Origin of the sequence: Nonomuraea sp. NPDC050536, from assembly GCF_044457685.1 — a bacterium.
In the GTDB taxonomy this organism is placed as follows: domain Bacteria; phylum Actinomycetota; class Actinomycetes; order Streptosporangiales; family Streptosporangiaceae; genus Nonomuraea.
The window spans coordinates 370247-385391 of sequence record NZ_JBITHD010000004.1 but is presented as its reverse complement, the minus strand read 5'-3'; the positions used below and the strand labels follow the sequence as shown (position 1 = coordinate 385391).

Genomic DNA, 15145 nt, shown 5'->3' with positions numbered 1-15145 from the left:
TGGAGCCGGACCCCGCTAGTGGGAGCCGGCCAGGTCCAGGTCCTTGACCCGGGGGTCGCCCTCGTCGGCGACGTAGTCGCCGATGGAGGTGGCGTCCTGGCCGTCGGCCACCTTGAGCGCCCTGAACAGCAGCGTGCCGAGGGCGGCCACGACCAGGTTGACGATCAGTGCCAGGAACCCGGCGTAGATCGTCATCTTGGTGTCCAACCCGAGGTTGGCCAGCGGGAAGGCCGAGCCGCCGAAGTGCAGCTTGCCGTTGGCCGGGTTCGGGATCTGGTACAGCATCCAGGTCCCGGCCGCCAGGCCGAACGCCCAACCGGCGATCAGGCCGCCCTTGTGGAACCAGCGGGTGTACAGGCCCAGAGCCACCGACGGCAGCGTCTGCAGGATGATCACGCCGCCGATCAGCTGCAGGTCGATCGAGAACTGCGGGTCCAGCAAGAGGATGCACAGCACCGCGCCCACCTTGACCACCAGCGAGACCAGCTTGGAGACCTTGGCCTCCTGGGCGTCGGTGGCGTCCTTGCGGATGTACTCGCGGTAGATGTTGCGGGTGAACAGGTTCGCCGCCGCGATCGACATGATCGCCGCGGGGACCAGCGCGCCGATGCCGACCGCGGCGTAGGCGACGCCCGCGAACCAGTCGGGGAACATCTGGTGGAACAGCATCGGGATGATCGTGTTCTTGTCCTGACCCACCATGGGCGTCTTGGCCGCGATCGCCATGTAGCCCAGCAGCGCGATCAGGCCCAGCAGGAAGCTGTAGGCGGGCAGCGCGGCCATGTTGCGCTTGATCACGCCGCGGTTCTTGGAGGCCAGCACGCCGGTCAGGCTGTGCGGGTACAGGAACAGCGCCATCGCCGAGCCCAGCGCCAGGGTGATGTACTGCAGCTGGTTGCCGGCGTTGAGCACGATCCCGTCGGACGGTGCCGGCGTCTTGGCGAACTTGGCCGCCGCCGCGTCGAAGACCGAGCTCCAGCCGCCCAGCTTGGCCGGGATGTAGATGACCGCGGCCAGGATCACGATGTAGATCAGCGAGTCCTTGACGAACGCGATCAGCGCCGGCGCCCGCAGCCCCGACTGGTAGGTGTAGGCCGCCAGGATCGCGAAGGCGATGATGATCGGCAGGTGCCCGGTGATGCCCATCGCCTTCAGCACCGACTCGATGCCCACCAGCTGCAGCGCGATGTACGGCATCGTGGCCACCAGCCCGGTGATCGCGATCAGCAGCGCCAGCGTCGGCGAGCCGAACCTGGCCCGCACGAAGTCGGCCGGCGTGACGAAGCCGTGCACGTGCGACACCGACCACATCCGCGCCAGCAGCAGGAACACCAGCGGATACACCACGACCGTGTACGGCAGGGCGTAGAACCCGATCGCGCCGGAGGCGAACACCAGCGCGGGCACGGCCACGAACGTGTAGGCGGTGTACAGGTCACCGCCGACCAGGAACCAGGTGATCCAGGAGCCGAAGTTGCGCCCGCCCAGGCCCCACTCGTGCAGGCTCTCGATGCTCGAAGGCCGGCGCCAGCGCGCCGCCACGAACCCCATCACGCTGACCAGCAGGAACAGTACGCCGAAGACGACGAGCTCGGTGACGTTCACGCTCATTTGGTCATCCTGTAGACGATCGTCGTCGCGGCCACGCCGACCGCGATGAAGGCGATCTGCAGCCAGTAGAACAGCGGGAAGCCCGCCAGCCGCGGCTGGTCGGCGTTGAACAGAAACGTGCACAGGGGTAGCACGATCGGCACGATCAGCAGCCAGTTCCACGGGCTGCGGTCGCTACGTGGCTGCCCGGGTTCCCGAGTCGTCATGGATCCTCCGCAATATATGACAGAGACCAGCCACTTTCGGCTGATCTCTGTCATGGAGGGTAGCTTCGCGGGGGTATTAATCCAGATGACGGCCGTATTACAGTTTGGCGTTAATCATATTGACCCGGACAGGTCGAGATCCTTGATCCGGGGGTCGCCTTCGTCGGCGGTGAAGTGGCTCGGCTGCGTGCCGTCCGGGCCGTCGGGAGCCTTGGCCGCCCTGGCGACGATCGTGCCGAGGATCGCCACCACCAGGTTGACGATCAGGGCCACGAACCCGGCGTAGATCGTCATCTTGGTGTCGAAGCCCAGCTTGGACAGCGAGAACGCCGACCCGCCGAAGTGCGCGTGCTTGGTGGCCGGGTTCTCCACCGTGTACAGCATCCACAGGCCCGAGCCCATGCCCGCGATCCAGCCGGCGATCAGGCCGCCGCGGTGGAACCAGCGGGTGAACAGCCCGATCGCCACCGACGGCAGCGTCTGCAGGATGATCACGCCGCCGATGAGCTGCAGGTCGATGGAGAACTGCGGGTCGATGGCCAGCACGAACAGCACCGCGCCCACCTTGACGACCAGCGAGGTGACCTTGCTGACGCCGGCCTCCTGCGCCTCGGTGGCGTTGCGGTTGAGGTACTCGCGGTAGATGTTGCGGGTGAACAGGTTCGCCGCCGCGATCGACATGATCGCCGCCGGGACCAGCGCGCCGATGCCGACCGCGGCGTAGGCGATGCCGGTGAACCAGTCGGGGAACATCTTGTCGAACAGCAGCGGCACGGCCATGTTGCCGTCGGGCAGCCCGTTGGTGCCCAGCGGCGGCACCACCTTGGCCGCGATGGCCATGTAGCCGAGCAGCGCGATGAGCGCGAGCAGCAGGCTGTAGGCGGGCAGCGCCGACATGTTCCGCTTGATCACGTCCCGGTTGCGGGAGGCGAGGACGCCGGTGACGCTGTGCGGGTACATGAACAGCGCCAGCGCCGAGCCCAGCGCCAGCGTCACGTACTGCATCTGGTTGTTGGCGTTGAGCAGGATGCCGTCGCCCGGGTTCGGGGTCTTGGCGAACTTGGCGGCCGCGGCGTCGAAGATCGAGCCCCAGCCGCCCAGCCTGGCCGGGATGTAGATGATCGCGACCAGGATGACCAGGTAGATGAGCGCGTCCTTGACGAACGCGATCATCGCGGGCGCCCGCAGGCCCGACCGGTAGGTGTAGGCGGCCAGGATCACGAACGCGATGATCAGCGGCAGGTCGGCCGCCATGCCGCCGCCGGCGAAGCCCATCGCCTTCAGCACCGAAGAGATGCCGACCAGCTGCAGCGCGATGTAGGGCATCGTGGCCACGATCCCGGTGATCGCCACCAGCAGCGCCAGCGTCGGCGACCCGAACCGCACCCGGACGAAGTCGGCCGGCGTGACCAGGTTGTGCACGTGCGACACCGACCACAGCCTGATCATGACGAGGAACACCAGCGGGTAGGTGATCACGGTGTACGGCACGGCGAAGAAGCCCGCGGCTCCGGCGCCGAACAGCAGCGCGGGCACCGCCACGAACGTGTAGGCGGTGTACAGGTCGCCGCCGATGAGGAACCAGGTGATCCAGGAGCCGAAGTTGCGCCCGCCCAGGCCCCACTCGTCGAGGCTGGCCAGCGTGCCCGGACGGCGCCAGCGGGCGGCCACGAAGCCCATGCCGCTGACGAGGAGGAACAGCAGGACGAAGACGACGATCTCGGTGATGTGCTCGCTCATGGCCGCCTCTTGGTCATCTGGTAGACCAGCGCGGTCGTACCGACACCGAGCGCGATGAAGGCGATCTGGAGCCAGTAGAACAGCGGGAAGCCGAACAGGCGGGGCGCGTCGGAGTTGTACAGGAACGGAAGGAGGGGGATGACGATGGGGACGAGCAGCAGCCAGTACCAGGGGCTGCGGTCGCGCTTATCATCGGGCACGGCGGTCTCCTTATGGGAGCGTCACAGTGCCCGCACTCTAAGGACGCGAATATCGCGTTCGGGTCACCGATCGCCGAGTGGTCGGCTACTCGCGACAAACGGTCAACTCGTCGGCGATGTCACGCGTGCCGTACCCGTGTGGAGCGGGGACCTCCACGATGGGGTCGGGCCGGTCGTCGAACTCCAGCCGTAGCGCCCGCGCCATCGTGGCGTGCATCTCATACAGGCACGTGACGTATGTCAGCTCAAGGAGATGCTCGTCCGTCAGGTGCCGTTTGAGCGCCGCGAACACCTCGTCGTGCACCCGTCCGCCGTCCAGCACCAGCCCGTCGGTGTAGGCGAGCACGGCCCGCTCCAGCTCGTCGAACTGGTCGCTGACCTGCCAGTGCGCGACCGCCTCGATCTTCTCCTCCGGCACGCCGAGCGCCCGCATCTGCTTGCAGTGCTGGGAGAAGACGAACTGCGACTGCCGCGTCCAGCCCGCCCGGGTCTGCCCGAGCTCGCGCAGTACCGGATCAAGCGACGACTCGCGGTAGAGCTGGAAGCCCTTGACGCAGTGCCGGAAGATCTTCGGATCCAGCGCGAAGACCCGCCACCAGTCGCCGGGCGAGCCCGTGGCCGTGCTCCCGTCGGCGGTCAGCAACTGGTCGTAGAAGAACGCGGTCAGCGGATCGGTCACCTCGTCGCGGGGGACCTGGCGCAGCCGCGGCATCAGACCGTCCGATCGGCGGCGGTCCTGGGCTCGTGCCGCACGTCCTCAGGACGGTCGAGCTCGCGCAGCCAGCAGGCGAACTCGATGAGGATCCCGTCGGGGTCCTTGAAGTAGATCGAGCGTACGAACACCCCGTCGTGCAGCTTCGGCGCCACGCCGAACTCGCTGTCGTCGTGGTTGAGCAGCACGCCCACGTCCACGCCCTTGGCTATCAGCTTGTCGCGGTACTCCTCGATCTTCTCCGGCGGCACGTCGAAGGCGATGTGGTTCATCGAGCCCACCGCCGACAGCAGCTCGCCCCTGTCGGGCAGGTTCTTCGGCGCGGACACCCCCGGCACCGCCTCGGGAGCGTCGGGGAACCAGAAGAACGCCAGCGCGTTGCCGCCCCCGCAGTCGAAGAAGAAGTGCTGCCCCCAGCCCATCGGCAGCTCGATCGTCTTGATCAGCGGCATCCCGAGGACGCCGGAGTAGAAGTCCACGGTCCGACTCATGTCCGAGCAGACCAGCGCGAGGTGGTTGACGCCGCGGAGCTCGAATTCGCTGTTCATAGTAACCAACTACTTATCACAGGCTTCCGGCGAAAAACATGACATGAGATGTCCTCTTTTCCGGGGAACATCATGCTCATGATTGCTTTGGTGGCGGGCGCGACCCGCGGCACGGGACGGGGCATCGCGATCCAGCTGGGCGCGATCGGCGCCACGGTCTACTGCACCGGACGGACGACGCGCGAGCAGCGCTCGGAGATGAACAGGTCGGAGACGATCGAGGAGACCGCGGAGCTGGTGACGGCCGCGGGTGGCAAGGGAATTCCGGTCCAGGTCGACCACCTGGACTCCGGCCAGGTCAAGGCCCTGGTCGAGCGGATCGACAGGGAACAGGGACGGCTGGACGTCCTGGTCAACGACATCTGGGGCGGCGACCCCCTCTTCGAGTGGGACAGCCCGATCTGGGAGCACGACCTCGACAACGGGCTGCGGCTGCTGCGGCTGGCGATCGACACGCACATGATCACCAGCCACCACGCGCTGAAGCTGCTGATCCGCAACCCGGGCGGGCTGGTGGTCGAGGTGACCGACGGCACCACCGACTTCAACGCCACCCGCTACCGGGTCTCGCCCTACTACGACCTGGCCAAGGTGTCGGTGAACCGGCTGGCGTTCGGGCAGGCGCAGGACCTGGCCAAGCACGGCTGCACGGCGGTGGCGATCACGCCCGGCTTCCTGCGGTCGGAGTCGATGCTCGAGCACTTCGGCGTCACCGAGGAGAACTGGCGCGAGGGCGCCACCAAGGAGCCGAGCTGGGCGGTGTCGGAAACCCCCGCCTACGTCGGCCGCGCGGTCGCCGCCATCGCCCAGGACCCGGACAAGCAGCGCTGGAACGGCAAGTCGGTCGACAGCGGCGCCCTGGCCAAGGTCTACGGCTTCACCGACGCGGACGGCAGCCGGCCGGACGTCTGGCGCTTCATCACCGAGGTCCAGGAGCGAGGCAAGGACGTCTCTCCCGACGACTATCGGTAATTGATCTGTTACGGCACAGCCACCCCCACCGCCAGTCGCCGCACTTCGGCTGAGGACCTCCAGGGAGACGGCCGCTGACCGGGTGGTGGCTGACCGCCGTGACGACGCACGGAACCCGCCCGGCCGGGACCGGCGTCAGCCGTACAGTCCCGCCCGGCCGGGGCCGGCGTCAGCCGTACAGGGCGGACATGCGGGACGTGGCGTCGCGCAGCATCTCCCGCAGCTCCGGCGGGTCGAGGACCTCGGCCTCGGGGCCGAAGCGGAGCACCTGGGAGTAGGCGACATCGATGCCCTCGACGCCGAGGCGGACGGTGCCGTCCGGCTGGAGCGAGGCCAGCGCGTCGTCGAGGGCGGCGGGGTCGGCGACGAAGCGCAGCATGCGCACGCCGCGTTCGGTCAGCCGCAGCGTGATCTGGGTCCTGAGCAGGGAGCGGGTGAAGACCGCCGACTGCTCGGCCCAGAACGCCGCCAGGTCGAAGGCCAGATCCCGCTCGAAGGTCTCTTCCAGCACCTCGACCGCGCCGAAGCGATCCACCCGGTAGATCGCGCCGGAGGCCACCAGATACCAGGCACCCGCCTTCAGCACCAGGCCGTAGGGATCGAGCACGCGCAGCCGGTCCTTGTAGACGGTGGCGACCCTGCGGTCGTTCCACACCGCGCGGGCCAGCGGCACCAGCGCGTCGGGAGGCGGCTTCTCGCCGGCGAACCAGCCGGGGGCGTCCAGATGGAAGCGCTGCGCCGCGGTCGCGGGCGCGTCGCGCAGGCCGGGCGACAGGGCCGCGGCGGCCTTCAGCCGGGCCGTGGCCGCCACCTCCTGCAACCCCATCTCGCGCAGCGCCCCCGGCACGCCGGACAGGAACAGCGCCTCGGCCTCGGCCCGATCCAGCCCGGTCAGCCGGGTCCGGTAGCCGTCGAGCAGCCGGTACCCGCCGCCGCGCCCGCGGTCGGCGTAGACGGGGATGCCCGCCTCCGACAGCGCCAGCACGTCGCGGTGCACGGTCCGCTCGGAGACCTCCAGCTCCTTGGCCAGCTCCGCCGCCGTCATCCCGCCGCGCCCCTGCAACAGCAGGAGCAGCGACATCAACCGGGCTGCGCGCATCGCGGCAGCACCACGGCGGAGGGATGGCCGGGGGAGTGGAAGACCTCGACGTCGTTGGTCACCATCGGACCGCCGTTGCCGAGAGGATCACCGGTGCCCGGGTTGCGGGCGATCGTCGGGTACGCCCCGGCCGCCACGTGCACCCGGATCCGGTGGCCGCGCCGGAACCTGTGCCCGATCGGCCAGAGATCCACCTCCACCTTCCTGATGTCTCCCGACTCCGGCGAGGGAGTCAGCCGGCGCACCCCCTCGCACACGTTGAACGAGCTCCCGTCGGGACGCACATCGCACACCCGCACGACCACGTCCAGATAGGGGCGGCTGGACCGCACGAAGATCTCCGCGCTCACCGGCCCGATCATCTCGACATCCGACTCCAGCGCGGGCGAACTGTAGACCAGCACGTCCCTGCGGGCCTCCAGCCGCCGCTGGTCGCGCGGCCGCGAATCGGCCAGCAGCACGGGACCGCCGATCACCGGCGTGGGGTGATCCGGGTGGTATCTGAAGGAGTCCGGCGCCGACTCCTTCGGCTCCGCCATGCCGAGCCCGAACCCGTCCTGCAGGTGCCACCGCTCGGGCGACACCCCCGGCACCGGCCAGTCCGGGTAGTCCCGCCACTCACCGGCGCCGGTCACGTAGAGCCGCACCGGGTCGGCCCGCAGTCCCGCCTCGTCGCCGAGCAGGTGCGCACGGAACCAGGCCGCCGCCTCGCGCAGGGACGGACGCCCGTGCCTGGCGTCCACGTGGTACCACGGCCCGATCGTCAGGTACGGCCGCCGCCCCGCCGCCCGCATCGCCAGGTAGTCCTTCAGCTGCCAAGGCAGGAACACGTCGTACCAGCCGCCCAGCATGGTCACGGCCGCCGTCACCTGGCCCACCCGCGGTGAGAAGTCGCGCCGGTCCCACCAGTCGGCCGGCTCGCCGTGGTGGTCGATCAGGTCCTGATAGAACCGCAACGGCTTGCCGGCGGTCACCAGGTCCATCTCGGCGACCGGCCGCCCCGACAGCACCGCCTTGCGGGTCAGCCGGGGCGCGGTCAGCGGCGCCGTGCCGCCGAAGCGGCGCGACAGCCCGTCGGTCAGCGTGGTCCAGCTCAGCGCCGACTCCAGCGCGAAGGCCCCGCCCACGTAGGCCGCGTCACGGAACTGCGAGGCCGTGATCTGCGTGGCCATCGCCTTCAGCTCCGGGCCCGCCTCGGCCGCGATCGCCCACTGCGTGTAGCCGAGGTAGGAGGGCCCGAACATCGCGAACGACCCGCCGTACCAGCTCTGCTCACGCATCCAGGCGACCGTGGCCAGCCCGTCGTCGCGCTCGTCGCCCAGCGGGTCGAGTAACCCGCCCGACCCGAAACCGCCCCGGCAGCTCTGGATCAGCACCTGGAACCCGCGCCTGGCGAAGCCCCGCCCGTACACCATCCCGAACAGCCCGCGCCTGCCGTACGGCGAGCGGATCAGGATGACCGGAGCCCCCTGCACGCCCACCGGGGCGTAGTGATCCGCCAGCAGCCGCACCCCGTCGCCCATCGGGACCTCAAGATCCCTGTCCACCCGCACCCGCATACTGACCAGTAAAGCAAAACGCTTTTGTGGCAAACTATCCGGTCATGGGACGAATTGCGTCGTATGTCGCCCTAGGGGACAGCTTCACGGAAGGACTCGAGGACCCGGCCGACGTCGGCTTCAGGGGATGGGCGGATCGGCTGGCCGAGCACATCGAGGCGGACCAGCCCGGCCTGCGGTACGCGAACCTGGCGGTACGGGGACGCCTCATCGACGAGATCGTGGCCGACCAGGTGCCGCGGGCGGTCGAGCTGGGGGCCGACCTGGTCTCGCTGTGCGCGGGAGGCAACGACATCCTGCGCCCCAGCAGCGGGCCCGCCATCGTGGCCAGGCGACTGGAGCAGGGCGTGCGCACGCTGACCGAGGCGGGCACCAGGGTGCTGCTGTTCACCGGGTTCGACCTCCGGCACGTGCCGGTGATGCGGCTGGCGCACCGCAAGATCGAGATCTACAACCTGCACATCCACGACATCGCCCGGCGCTACGACGCGCTGCTGGTGGATCTGTGGCCGATGACGATCCTCCGCGACCCGCGCGCGTGGTTCGCCGACCGGCTGCACCTCAGCCCGGACGGGCACCGCCGGGTGGCGCTGTGCGCGGCCGAGGTGCTCGGTGTCCCCGTGGTGGAGGACTGGCGCGAGCCGTACCCGGCGCGCAGGCCTCCGGTGTGGAGCGACGCCCGCAGGCAGGACCTGCGCTGGGCCAAGGACGCGCTGTGGCCGTGGATCAGCAGGCGGCTGCACGGCACGTCCTCCGGCGACGGCGTCGAGGCCAAGCGGCCGGAGCTGACGCCGCTCAGCTGAAGTGCCGCCACTGCGGCCAGGCGGCCGACCACGGCTGCTTGTGTCCACGGCAGACGAACACGCCCATGTCCTGCTCCTCGTTGTCGACGCCGACGTGGTTGTCGACCTGCGCCTTCTGCTCGCAGGTGTCGAACTGGGCCAGCGCCACGCGGGTGCCCACGTTCAGCACGACGGCCACGTCGGCGGTCTCGGGCGGCGGGCCGTACTCGAAGAGCTGGTTGTGACCGCTGTAGACGCGGGGGAGCCCGGCCTTGTCGAGCATGCCGTACTCGCCGTAGTTGCCGACCAGGACGGCGGCCTTGGCCTGGTCGGCGGGCGGCAGGCCGCGCAGGACCCCGGAGACGGTGGCGGCGAACCCGGGCCAGCCGACCGACTCGCGCGCCACCTCGTTGACCTTCGGCACCGGCGTCCGGGCGAGCGCGGTCACCGGGATCAGCGGCAGGGCGATCACCACGCAGCCGAGAGCGTTGAAGGCCAGCGCCGCCGCGGTCGTCCTGGGCCGGCGTGCGGCGCCGACGCAGCCGGCGGCGAACAGCAGCAGGATCAGCCCGGCCGTGTAGTCGTAGCGCCCGCCGCTGACCACGGTCACCACGGCCGTCACCGGGTAGGCGACGGCCAGCGCCCGCACCCGCCTGTCGCGCCACAGCCGCAGCCAGCCGAAGATCCCGATCACCGTCGCGACCGGGCCGAACAGGATGAACTGCATCGGCACGAAGAAGATCCGGAAGTCGGCGCCCTTGTCCTGGCTGAGCGCCGCCGCCATCTTCAGCTGCGGCCAGTCATGGGTGACCTGGTAGAGCAGGTTCGGTACGGCCAGCGCCGCCGCGATCGCCGCGCCCGCCCACAGCCACGGGCTGGCCAGCACCCGTCGCGGCCCTGCCAGCAGCAACCCGGCCAGCAGCCCGATCAGCAGCATCACGATGAGCTGCTTGTTGTAGGTGGCCACCCCGATCACCGCGCCGGCCGCCGGCCACCAGCGGGGCTGGTCGCGCAGCAGCGCCCGCAGGATGAACAGGATCGCCGCCGCCCACAGCGGCATGTCGAAGCTGAGCGTCAGCAGCGTGTGCCCGGCGACCAGCGGGTAGGCGGCGGTCGCCACGCCGGCGGCCGACAGGCCCTGCGCCAGGCCCCGCCCGCCCAGCTCGCGGGTGATGAGCGCGGCCAGCACGACCAGCGTGGCGGTCGCCAGCGCCGGGAAGATCCGCAGCGCCGTGACGGTGTCGCCGAACAGCGCCATCGCCAGCCTGGCCAGCATCGGCGTCAGCGGTCCCTGGTCGACGTAGCCCCAGGCGGGGTGGGCGGCCAGGACCCGGAAGTAGAGCTCGTCCCTGTGGTAGCCGTACTCGGGGCTGAACACGAGCAGGACGGCTAACAGCGATACCGCGATCAACGTGACGGAGCGCCACGCGAAGGGCAGCTTCATGACTGCCCAAACTAGATCACCAGATTGGCTTCGGCCAGCAGTCGCGCGGCCTTTCGTAGATCGGGGGCGTCCCTGACGGAGGCGACCAGCCGCCGCATCGTCGTGGTGATCTTGGCGAAGGCGGCCTCGGGGGTGGGGTCGATGTCGCCGAAGACGACCCACCACCACCAGGCGTTGGTCATGACGTTGGCCAGGAAGTCGGGCACCAGCGTGACACCCCTGGCCAGCAGGGAGGCCTCCGCCTCGGGCAGCGTCGGGAGATTGGCGCCCTCGACGACCACGCGGGCCCTGACCCTGTCGGCGTCGTCCGGTCCGATCACGTAGGACATGGCGGCCGGGACCAGCAGGTCGGCGGGCACGTCCAGCCACCGTTCCCGGTCCTCGAGCCTGGTGCCTGGGCCGAGGCGGGACCTGTCGACCACGCCGCGGGCGTCGCGGGCGGCCAGCATCCGCTCGACGTCCAGGCCGTCCTCGCGCACCATCAGCCCCTCGCGGTCGGCGACCGCCACCACCCGAACGCCCGCCCGCGCCAGGTAGCGGGCGGCGGCACCGCCGATCGAGCCGAACCCCTGCACCACGGCCGTCCCGACGTCCGGCGCGATCTCCAGCGCCGCCCTCGCCACGCCGAACCCGCCCACCAGGTCCGCCAGCGCGACACCGTCCACCACCCGCGCCATCGCGCTCCTGAGCCGCTCGCGGGCGGCCGCCTCGTCTTCCACCAGGCGGAAGGCCGGCTCGACCGTCGAGGCCAGCCCGAGCTCGGCCGCCACCTCGTCGAGCTGCTCCTGGCGCAGCCCGAAGTCCTCGCCGGTGTTCCACTGCGCGCGCAGGACCGGCAGCACCGCGGCCATGAACCTGCGCAGGATCGCGGGCGCCTCGGGATCGCGCGGGTCCACGTCGATGCCGCCCTTGGCGCCGCCCAGTGGCACGTACCTGTCGCCCGGCGTGTGGACCAGGGCTTCCTTCAGCGACATGCCCCTGGCCAGGCCGCGCACCTCGGCCAGCGTGCAGCCCTCGCGCATGCGCAGCCCGCCGCTGGCAACCCCGCGGACCAGCCGGTCGATCACGACGTAGCCGCGCCGCGCGGTCACCGGGTCGGTCCAGGTGATCTCCAGCAGGCTCATCGCCCCTCCTCCCTCGTGACCACCAGCGCGTCGACGGCCACCGCGCCGTCGGGGCCGACGCGTAGCGGGTTGACCTCGCACTCTGCCACGTCATCTCGCTCGGCGATGAGCCTGGACACCGCCGCGACCGCCTCGGCGGCCGCCCGCAGGTCGGCCTTCCGCGCGCCGCGCCAGCCGTCCAGCAGCGGGAAGCCGCGCAGCCTGCGCAGCATCGCCTCGGCCGTGCCCGCGTCCACCGGCGCCAGCTCCACCGTCACGTCCGCGTACACCTCGCTCGCCGTCCCGCCGATCCCGACGGCCACCACCGGACCGAAGGACGGGTCGCGCCGCCCGCCGACGACGAGCTCCACCACGCCGTCGCGGCCGTCCAGCTCCTCGATCACGTACTCGCCGTCGCCCAGCCGGTCACGCAGCCGCCTGATCGCGGCCGCGGGGTCGGTCACGCCGACGGCGACGCCGCCCACCTCGGTCTTGTGCTCCAGCCAGCCGGCCTTGACCACGTACGGTCCCCGCATCCCGCGCACCGCGGAGGCCACGTCGCCGTCCGCCTTCACGCCCATCGCCTTGCCGTACGGCACGCCGTACCCGGATAGCAGATGCCTGGCCTCGAGGTACCCCCAGCCGCGGCCGGGGGACGCGGGGCCCGGCGGGGCGGAGCGGGCGGGAGCCACGGGGGAGGGGCGGGCCAGCGCCCAGCCGACCTGGTCGATCGTGGCGTACACCGGGATCCCGCGCTCGCGCAGGGCACGGACGGCGGCCGAGTCGCGGGTCATGCTGTGCACCACGACCGGGCGGCCGTGGCGGCGCACCAGGTCGCCGAGCGCGGCCACCACGTCCAGCTCGGCCCGGGCCAGGGCGGGCGTGTCGGCGCCGTAGGAGGCGAAGTAGCCGGTCAGCACCACCGCGTCCACCTCGCCTGACGCCAGCAGCGGCTCGATCACGGCCGAGTAGGTCCCCAGGTCTCGCTCCCCGGCGCCGGCCAGGTCGAGCGGGTTCGCGGTTCCGTCCGGCAGAGCGGGGAGGGACAACCCGTGGCGCGCGAGGACGTCGGCGGCGAGGGCTCCCTGGCCGCCGCTGTCGCCCACGATCGCCACGCGCCAACCGCCTGATGCGCGGCGCCGCTCTCCGGCCAGGCCGCCTGTGTGCACGAGGAGCTGCGCCACGTCCACGGCCTGCGCCGGGGTCTGGACGAGGATCGCTCCCGCGGCGCGGCAGGCGGCCTCGACGACCTCGGTGCCGGCCGTGAGGGCCCCGGTGTGCGAGCGGGCCGCCTCGCGTCCGGCCCGGCTGGCGCCCACCGTGAGCACCACCACGGGCTTGCCGGCTTCGCGCAGCCGTACCAGCGTCTCGACCAGCGCGCGGCCGTCGCGGAAACTCTCCAGGTACAGCAGCACCGCGGCCGTGGCATCGTGGCCGGCCAGCCCGGCGAGCACCTCGGCGGCCGTCACGTCCACCTGGTCGCCGACCGAGACGAAGCGCGAGACGCCCATGCCCGCCTGCGCGGCCAGCCCGGCCAGCTCGAGCCCGAGCTGGCCCGACTGCGAGACGATCCCGAGCGAGCCGGGCGTGAACGTGCCCCAGGCCAGCTCGAGCGAGGTGGTCGAGTCGTAGATACCCAGGCAGTTGGGCCCGACGAGGCGGGCGCCCGCGGCGCGGACCCGCGCGGCCAGCTCCTGCTCGCGCTCGCGATCCAGCCCCGCGGTGATCGCCACGAAGGCGCGCACGCCCAGGTCAAGCGCCTGCGACAGCACCCCGTCGAGCGCGGGCGCGGGCACGCACAGCACGGCGAGCTCCGGCGCCTCCGGCAGCCGGTCGAGCGACGGGACGGACGGCACGCCGTCCACGACCGCGCCCGAACGGTTGACCAGGTGCACCTTGCGCCGGTGCGCGCCCCGCAGCGCGCCCCTGGCCAGCCAGTATCCCCACTTGGCGGGGTTCGCGGAGGCGCCGACGACCACCACGGAGGCCGGATCGAACAGCTCGTTCATCGGGCCAGCGACCGGGAGATGATCAGGCGCTGGATGTCGGAGGTGCCTTCCTCGATCTCCTCCAGCTTGGCGTCGCGCATCCACTTCTCCAGCAGGAACTCCCGCGAGTAGCCCCAGCCGCCGTGCGTCTGCAGCGCGGCCCAGGTGCACCACATGGCGTTCTCCGAGGCGGTCAGCTTGGCGATCGAGGCCTCTTCCGTGGCCGGGTCGCCCTGGTCGTAGAGCCGGGCGGCGCGCATCGCCAGCAGGTGGGAGGCGTCCGTCCTGGCCGCCATGTCGGCCAGGCGGAAGGCCACCGCCTGGTGCTGGATGATCGGCTTGCCGAACTGTTCACGCTGCTTCGCGTAGTCGACGGCCGCGTCGAGCGCAGCGCGTGACAACCCGGTACACGCGGCCGCGATGAGGATCCGGGAGGCGTCGAAGGTGCGCATCAGCCCGTAGAAGCCCAGGCCCTCCTCGCCCAGCCGCTGGTCGGCCTCGACGCGCACGCCGTCGAGGAACACCTCGGCGCTGACGATCGCCCGCTGGCCCATCTTCGGCAGCGCTCGCCCGATCCGCAGCCCCGGCGTGCCACGTTCCACCACGAACGCCGTGACGCCCCGCGAGCCCAGCGCCGGGTCGACCGTCGCGAACACCACGATCCACCGGGCGTAGGGCGCGTTCGAGATCCACGTCTTCTGCCCGGTCAGCACGTACCCGGAGCCGTCGCGCTCCGCCCGCGTCGTCAGTGAGGCCGCGTCGGAGCCCACGCCCGGCTCGGTCACGGCCAGCGCCGTCAGCGGCGGGTCCTCCGTGCACAGCGGCGCCAGCCACCGCTCCCGCTGCTCCGGCGTGCCGAGCGCCTCGACCGGCCCGGCGAAGAAGCCGTTGGAGGTCAGCAGGTTGCCGATGCCGATGTCGCCGTGGCACAGCTCCTCGGTCACCAGGGCCTGCGTGACCAGCGAGGACACCCCGCCCCCGCCGTGCTCGGCGGGCAGCATGAACGACGTCAGCCCCAGCTTGGCCGCCCGCGACCACAGATCGAGCGGCGAGACGTGATCGGCGTCGTCCACCTCCCGCGCCCGCGGCCGGATCTCGCGCCGGGCGAACTCCCTGGCCAGCTCGACGAACTCACGCTGCTCGGCGCCGAGCTCCAGGCCGTCACGGATGGCACGCATGCG

General features: G+C 71.0%; 14 protein-coding genes. 2 read left to right on the top strand and 12 right to left on the bottom strand.

Annotated features, from left to right (window positions below):
* Positions 1-15 precede the first annotated feature (15 nt).
* The 6 genes from mctP (ACIBHX_RS15005) to ACIBHX_RS14980 form a co-directional block, all read right to left on the bottom strand.
* Positions 16-1611, bottom strand: coding sequence for a monocarboxylate uptake permease MctP (gene mctP, locus ACIBHX_RS15005; RefSeq protein ID WP_397067626.1), 1596 nt, complete (start codon positions 1609-1611; stop codon positions 16-18).
* Positions 1608-1817 carry a DUF3311 domain-containing protein gene (locus ACIBHX_RS15000; RefSeq protein WP_397067625.1) on the bottom strand — a complete coding sequence of 70 codons (210 nt, stop codon included), beginning with the start codon at positions 1815-1817 and terminating at the stop codon, positions 1608-1610. The genes mctP (ACIBHX_RS15005) and ACIBHX_RS15000 overlap by 4 nt, the downstream gene beginning before the upstream one ends.
* A gap of 114 nt (positions 1818-1931) precedes the next feature.
* On the bottom strand, positions 1932-3557 hold the full coding sequence (gene mctP / locus ACIBHX_RS14995) for a monocarboxylate uptake permease MctP (RefSeq protein ID WP_397067624.1): 1626 nt from the start codon (positions 3555-3557) through the stop codon (positions 1932-1934).
* Positions 3554-3757, bottom strand: coding sequence for a DUF3311 domain-containing protein (locus ACIBHX_RS14990; protein WP_397067623.1), 204 nt, complete (start codon positions 3755-3757; stop codon positions 3554-3556). The genes mctP (ACIBHX_RS14995) and ACIBHX_RS14990 overlap by 4 nt, the downstream gene beginning before the upstream one ends.
* Positions 3758-3842: 85 nt before the next feature.
* Positions 3843-4469, bottom strand: coding sequence for a carboxymuconolactone decarboxylase family protein (locus ACIBHX_RS14985; RefSeq protein WP_397067622.1), 627 nt, complete (start codon positions 4467-4469; stop codon positions 3843-3845).
* Positions 4469-5017 carry a VOC family protein gene (locus ACIBHX_RS14980; protein WP_397067621.1) on the bottom strand — a complete coding sequence of 183 codons (549 nt, stop codon included), beginning with the start codon at positions 5015-5017 and terminating at the stop codon, positions 4469-4471. The genes ACIBHX_RS14985 and ACIBHX_RS14980 overlap by 1 nt, the downstream gene beginning before the upstream one ends.
* Before the next feature lie 78 nt (positions 5018-5095).
* On the opposite strand from ACIBHX_RS14980, the gene ACIBHX_RS14975 reads away from it, so the two are divergent.
* Positions 5096-5989 carry an SDR family oxidoreductase gene (locus ACIBHX_RS14975; protein WP_397067620.1) on the top strand — a complete coding sequence of 298 codons (894 nt, stop codon included), beginning with the start codon at positions 5096-5098 and terminating at the stop codon, positions 5987-5989.
* 169 nt (positions 5990-6158) lie between these two features.
* Here the strand turns inward: ACIBHX_RS14975 and ACIBHX_RS14970 are convergent, their stop codons facing one another.
* Together ACIBHX_RS14970 and ACIBHX_RS14965 are read right to left on the bottom strand one after the other, a co-directional pair.
* Positions 6159-7088, bottom strand: coding sequence for a helix-turn-helix transcriptional regulator (locus ACIBHX_RS14970; RefSeq protein WP_397067619.1), 930 nt, complete (start codon positions 7086-7088; stop codon positions 6159-6161).
* Positions 7070-8647, bottom strand: coding sequence for a CocE/NonD family hydrolase (locus tag ACIBHX_RS14965; protein WP_397067618.1), 1578 nt, complete (start codon positions 8645-8647; stop codon positions 7070-7072). Before ACIBHX_RS14965 ends, ACIBHX_RS14970 begins: the two co-directional genes overlap by 19 nt.
* Positions 8648-8691: 44 nt before the next feature.
* Here ACIBHX_RS14965 and ACIBHX_RS14960 point away from each other — a divergent pair, with 44 nt between their 5' ends.
* Entirely contained in the window at positions 8692-9450 is a 759-nt protein-coding gene (locus tag ACIBHX_RS14960) for an SGNH/GDSL hydrolase family protein (protein ID WP_397067617.1), read from the top strand.
* Here ACIBHX_RS14960 and ACIBHX_RS14955 read toward each other — a convergent pair.
* Genes ACIBHX_RS14955 through ACIBHX_RS14940 form a run of 4 tightly spaced genes read right to left on the bottom strand, consistent with a single transcriptional unit; the run spans position 9443 to position 15142 of the window.
* Positions 9443-10873, bottom strand: a complete 1431-nt coding sequence (locus tag ACIBHX_RS14955; protein WP_397067616.1) for a glycosyltransferase family 39 protein — start codon at positions 10871-10873, stop codon at positions 9443-9445. The genes ACIBHX_RS14960 and ACIBHX_RS14955 overlap by 8 nt on opposite strands.
* A gap of 11 nt (positions 10874-10884) precedes the next feature.
* The gene (locus tag ACIBHX_RS14950; protein ID WP_397067615.1) at positions 10885-11997 is read right to left on the bottom strand and encodes a Glu/Leu/Phe/Val dehydrogenase dimerization domain-containing protein; all 1113 of its coding nucleotides are present in this window, start codon (positions 11995-11997) and stop codon (positions 10885-10887) included.
* The gene (locus ACIBHX_RS14945) at positions 11994-13985 is read right to left on the bottom strand and encodes an acetate--CoA ligase family protein (protein WP_397067614.1); all 1992 of its coding nucleotides are present in this window, start codon (positions 13983-13985) and stop codon (positions 11994-11996) included. The genes ACIBHX_RS14950 and ACIBHX_RS14945 overlap by 4 nt, the downstream gene beginning before the upstream one ends.
* Positions 13982-15142, bottom strand: coding sequence for an acyl-CoA dehydrogenase family protein (locus tag ACIBHX_RS14940; RefSeq protein WP_397067613.1), 1161 nt, complete (start codon positions 15140-15142; stop codon positions 13982-13984). The genes ACIBHX_RS14945 and ACIBHX_RS14940 overlap by 4 nt, the downstream gene beginning before the upstream one ends.
* Between the last annotated feature and the right edge of the window lie 3 nt (positions 15143-15145).

What these genes read in the sequence shown, in the direction of transcription:
- mctP (WP_397067626.1), bottom strand. Translation starts at nt 1,611, where the DNA reads ATGAGCGTGAACGTCACCGAGCTCGTCGTCTTCGGCGTACTGTTCCTG.
- ACIBHX_RS15000 (WP_397067625.1), bottom strand. Translation starts at nt 1,817, where the DNA reads ATGACGACTCGGGAACCCGGGCAGCCACGTAGCGACCGCAGCCCGTGG.
- mctP (WP_397067624.1), bottom strand. Translation starts at nt 3,557, where the DNA reads ATGAGCGAGCACATCACCGAGATCGTCGTCTTCGTCCTGCTGTTCCTC.
- ACIBHX_RS14985 (WP_397067622.1), bottom strand. Translation starts at nt 4,469, where the DNA reads ATGCCGCGGCTGCGCCAGGTCCCCCGCGACGAGGTGACCGATCCGCTG.
- ACIBHX_RS14980 (WP_397067621.1), bottom strand. Translation starts at nt 5,017, where the DNA reads ATGAACAGCGAATTCGAGCTCCGCGGCGTCAACCACCTCGCGCTGGTC.
- ACIBHX_RS14975 (WP_397067620.1), top strand. Translation starts at nt 5,096, where the DNA reads ATGATTGCTTTGGTGGCGGGCGCGACCCGCGGCACGGGACGGGGCATC.
- ACIBHX_RS14970 (WP_397067619.1), bottom strand. Translation starts at nt 7,088, where the DNA reads ATGCGCGCAGCCCGGTTGATGTCGCTGCTCCTGCTGTTGCAGGGGCGC.
- ACIBHX_RS14965 (WP_397067618.1), bottom strand. Translation starts at nt 8,647, where the DNA reads ATGCGGGTGCGGGTGGACAGGGATCTTGAGGTCCCGATGGGCGACGGG.
- ACIBHX_RS14960 (WP_397067617.1), top strand. Translation starts at nt 8,692, where the DNA reads ATGGGACGAATTGCGTCGTATGTCGCCCTAGGGGACAGCTTCACGGAA.
- ACIBHX_RS14955 (WP_397067616.1), bottom strand. Translation starts at nt 10,873, where the DNA reads ATGAAGCTGCCCTTCGCGTGGCGCTCCGTCACGTTGATCGCGGTATCG.
- ACIBHX_RS14950 (WP_397067615.1), bottom strand. Translation starts at nt 11,997, where the DNA reads ATGAGCCTGCTGGAGATCACCTGGACCGACCCGGTGACCGCGCGGCGC.
- ACIBHX_RS14945 (WP_397067614.1), bottom strand. Translation starts at nt 13,985, where the DNA reads ATGAACGAGCTGTTCGATCCGGCCTCCGTGGTGGTCGTCGGCGCCTCC.
- ACIBHX_RS14940 (WP_397067613.1), bottom strand. Translation starts at nt 15,142, where the DNA reads ATGCGTGCCATCCGTGACGGCCTGGAGCTCGGCGCCGAGCAGCGTGAG.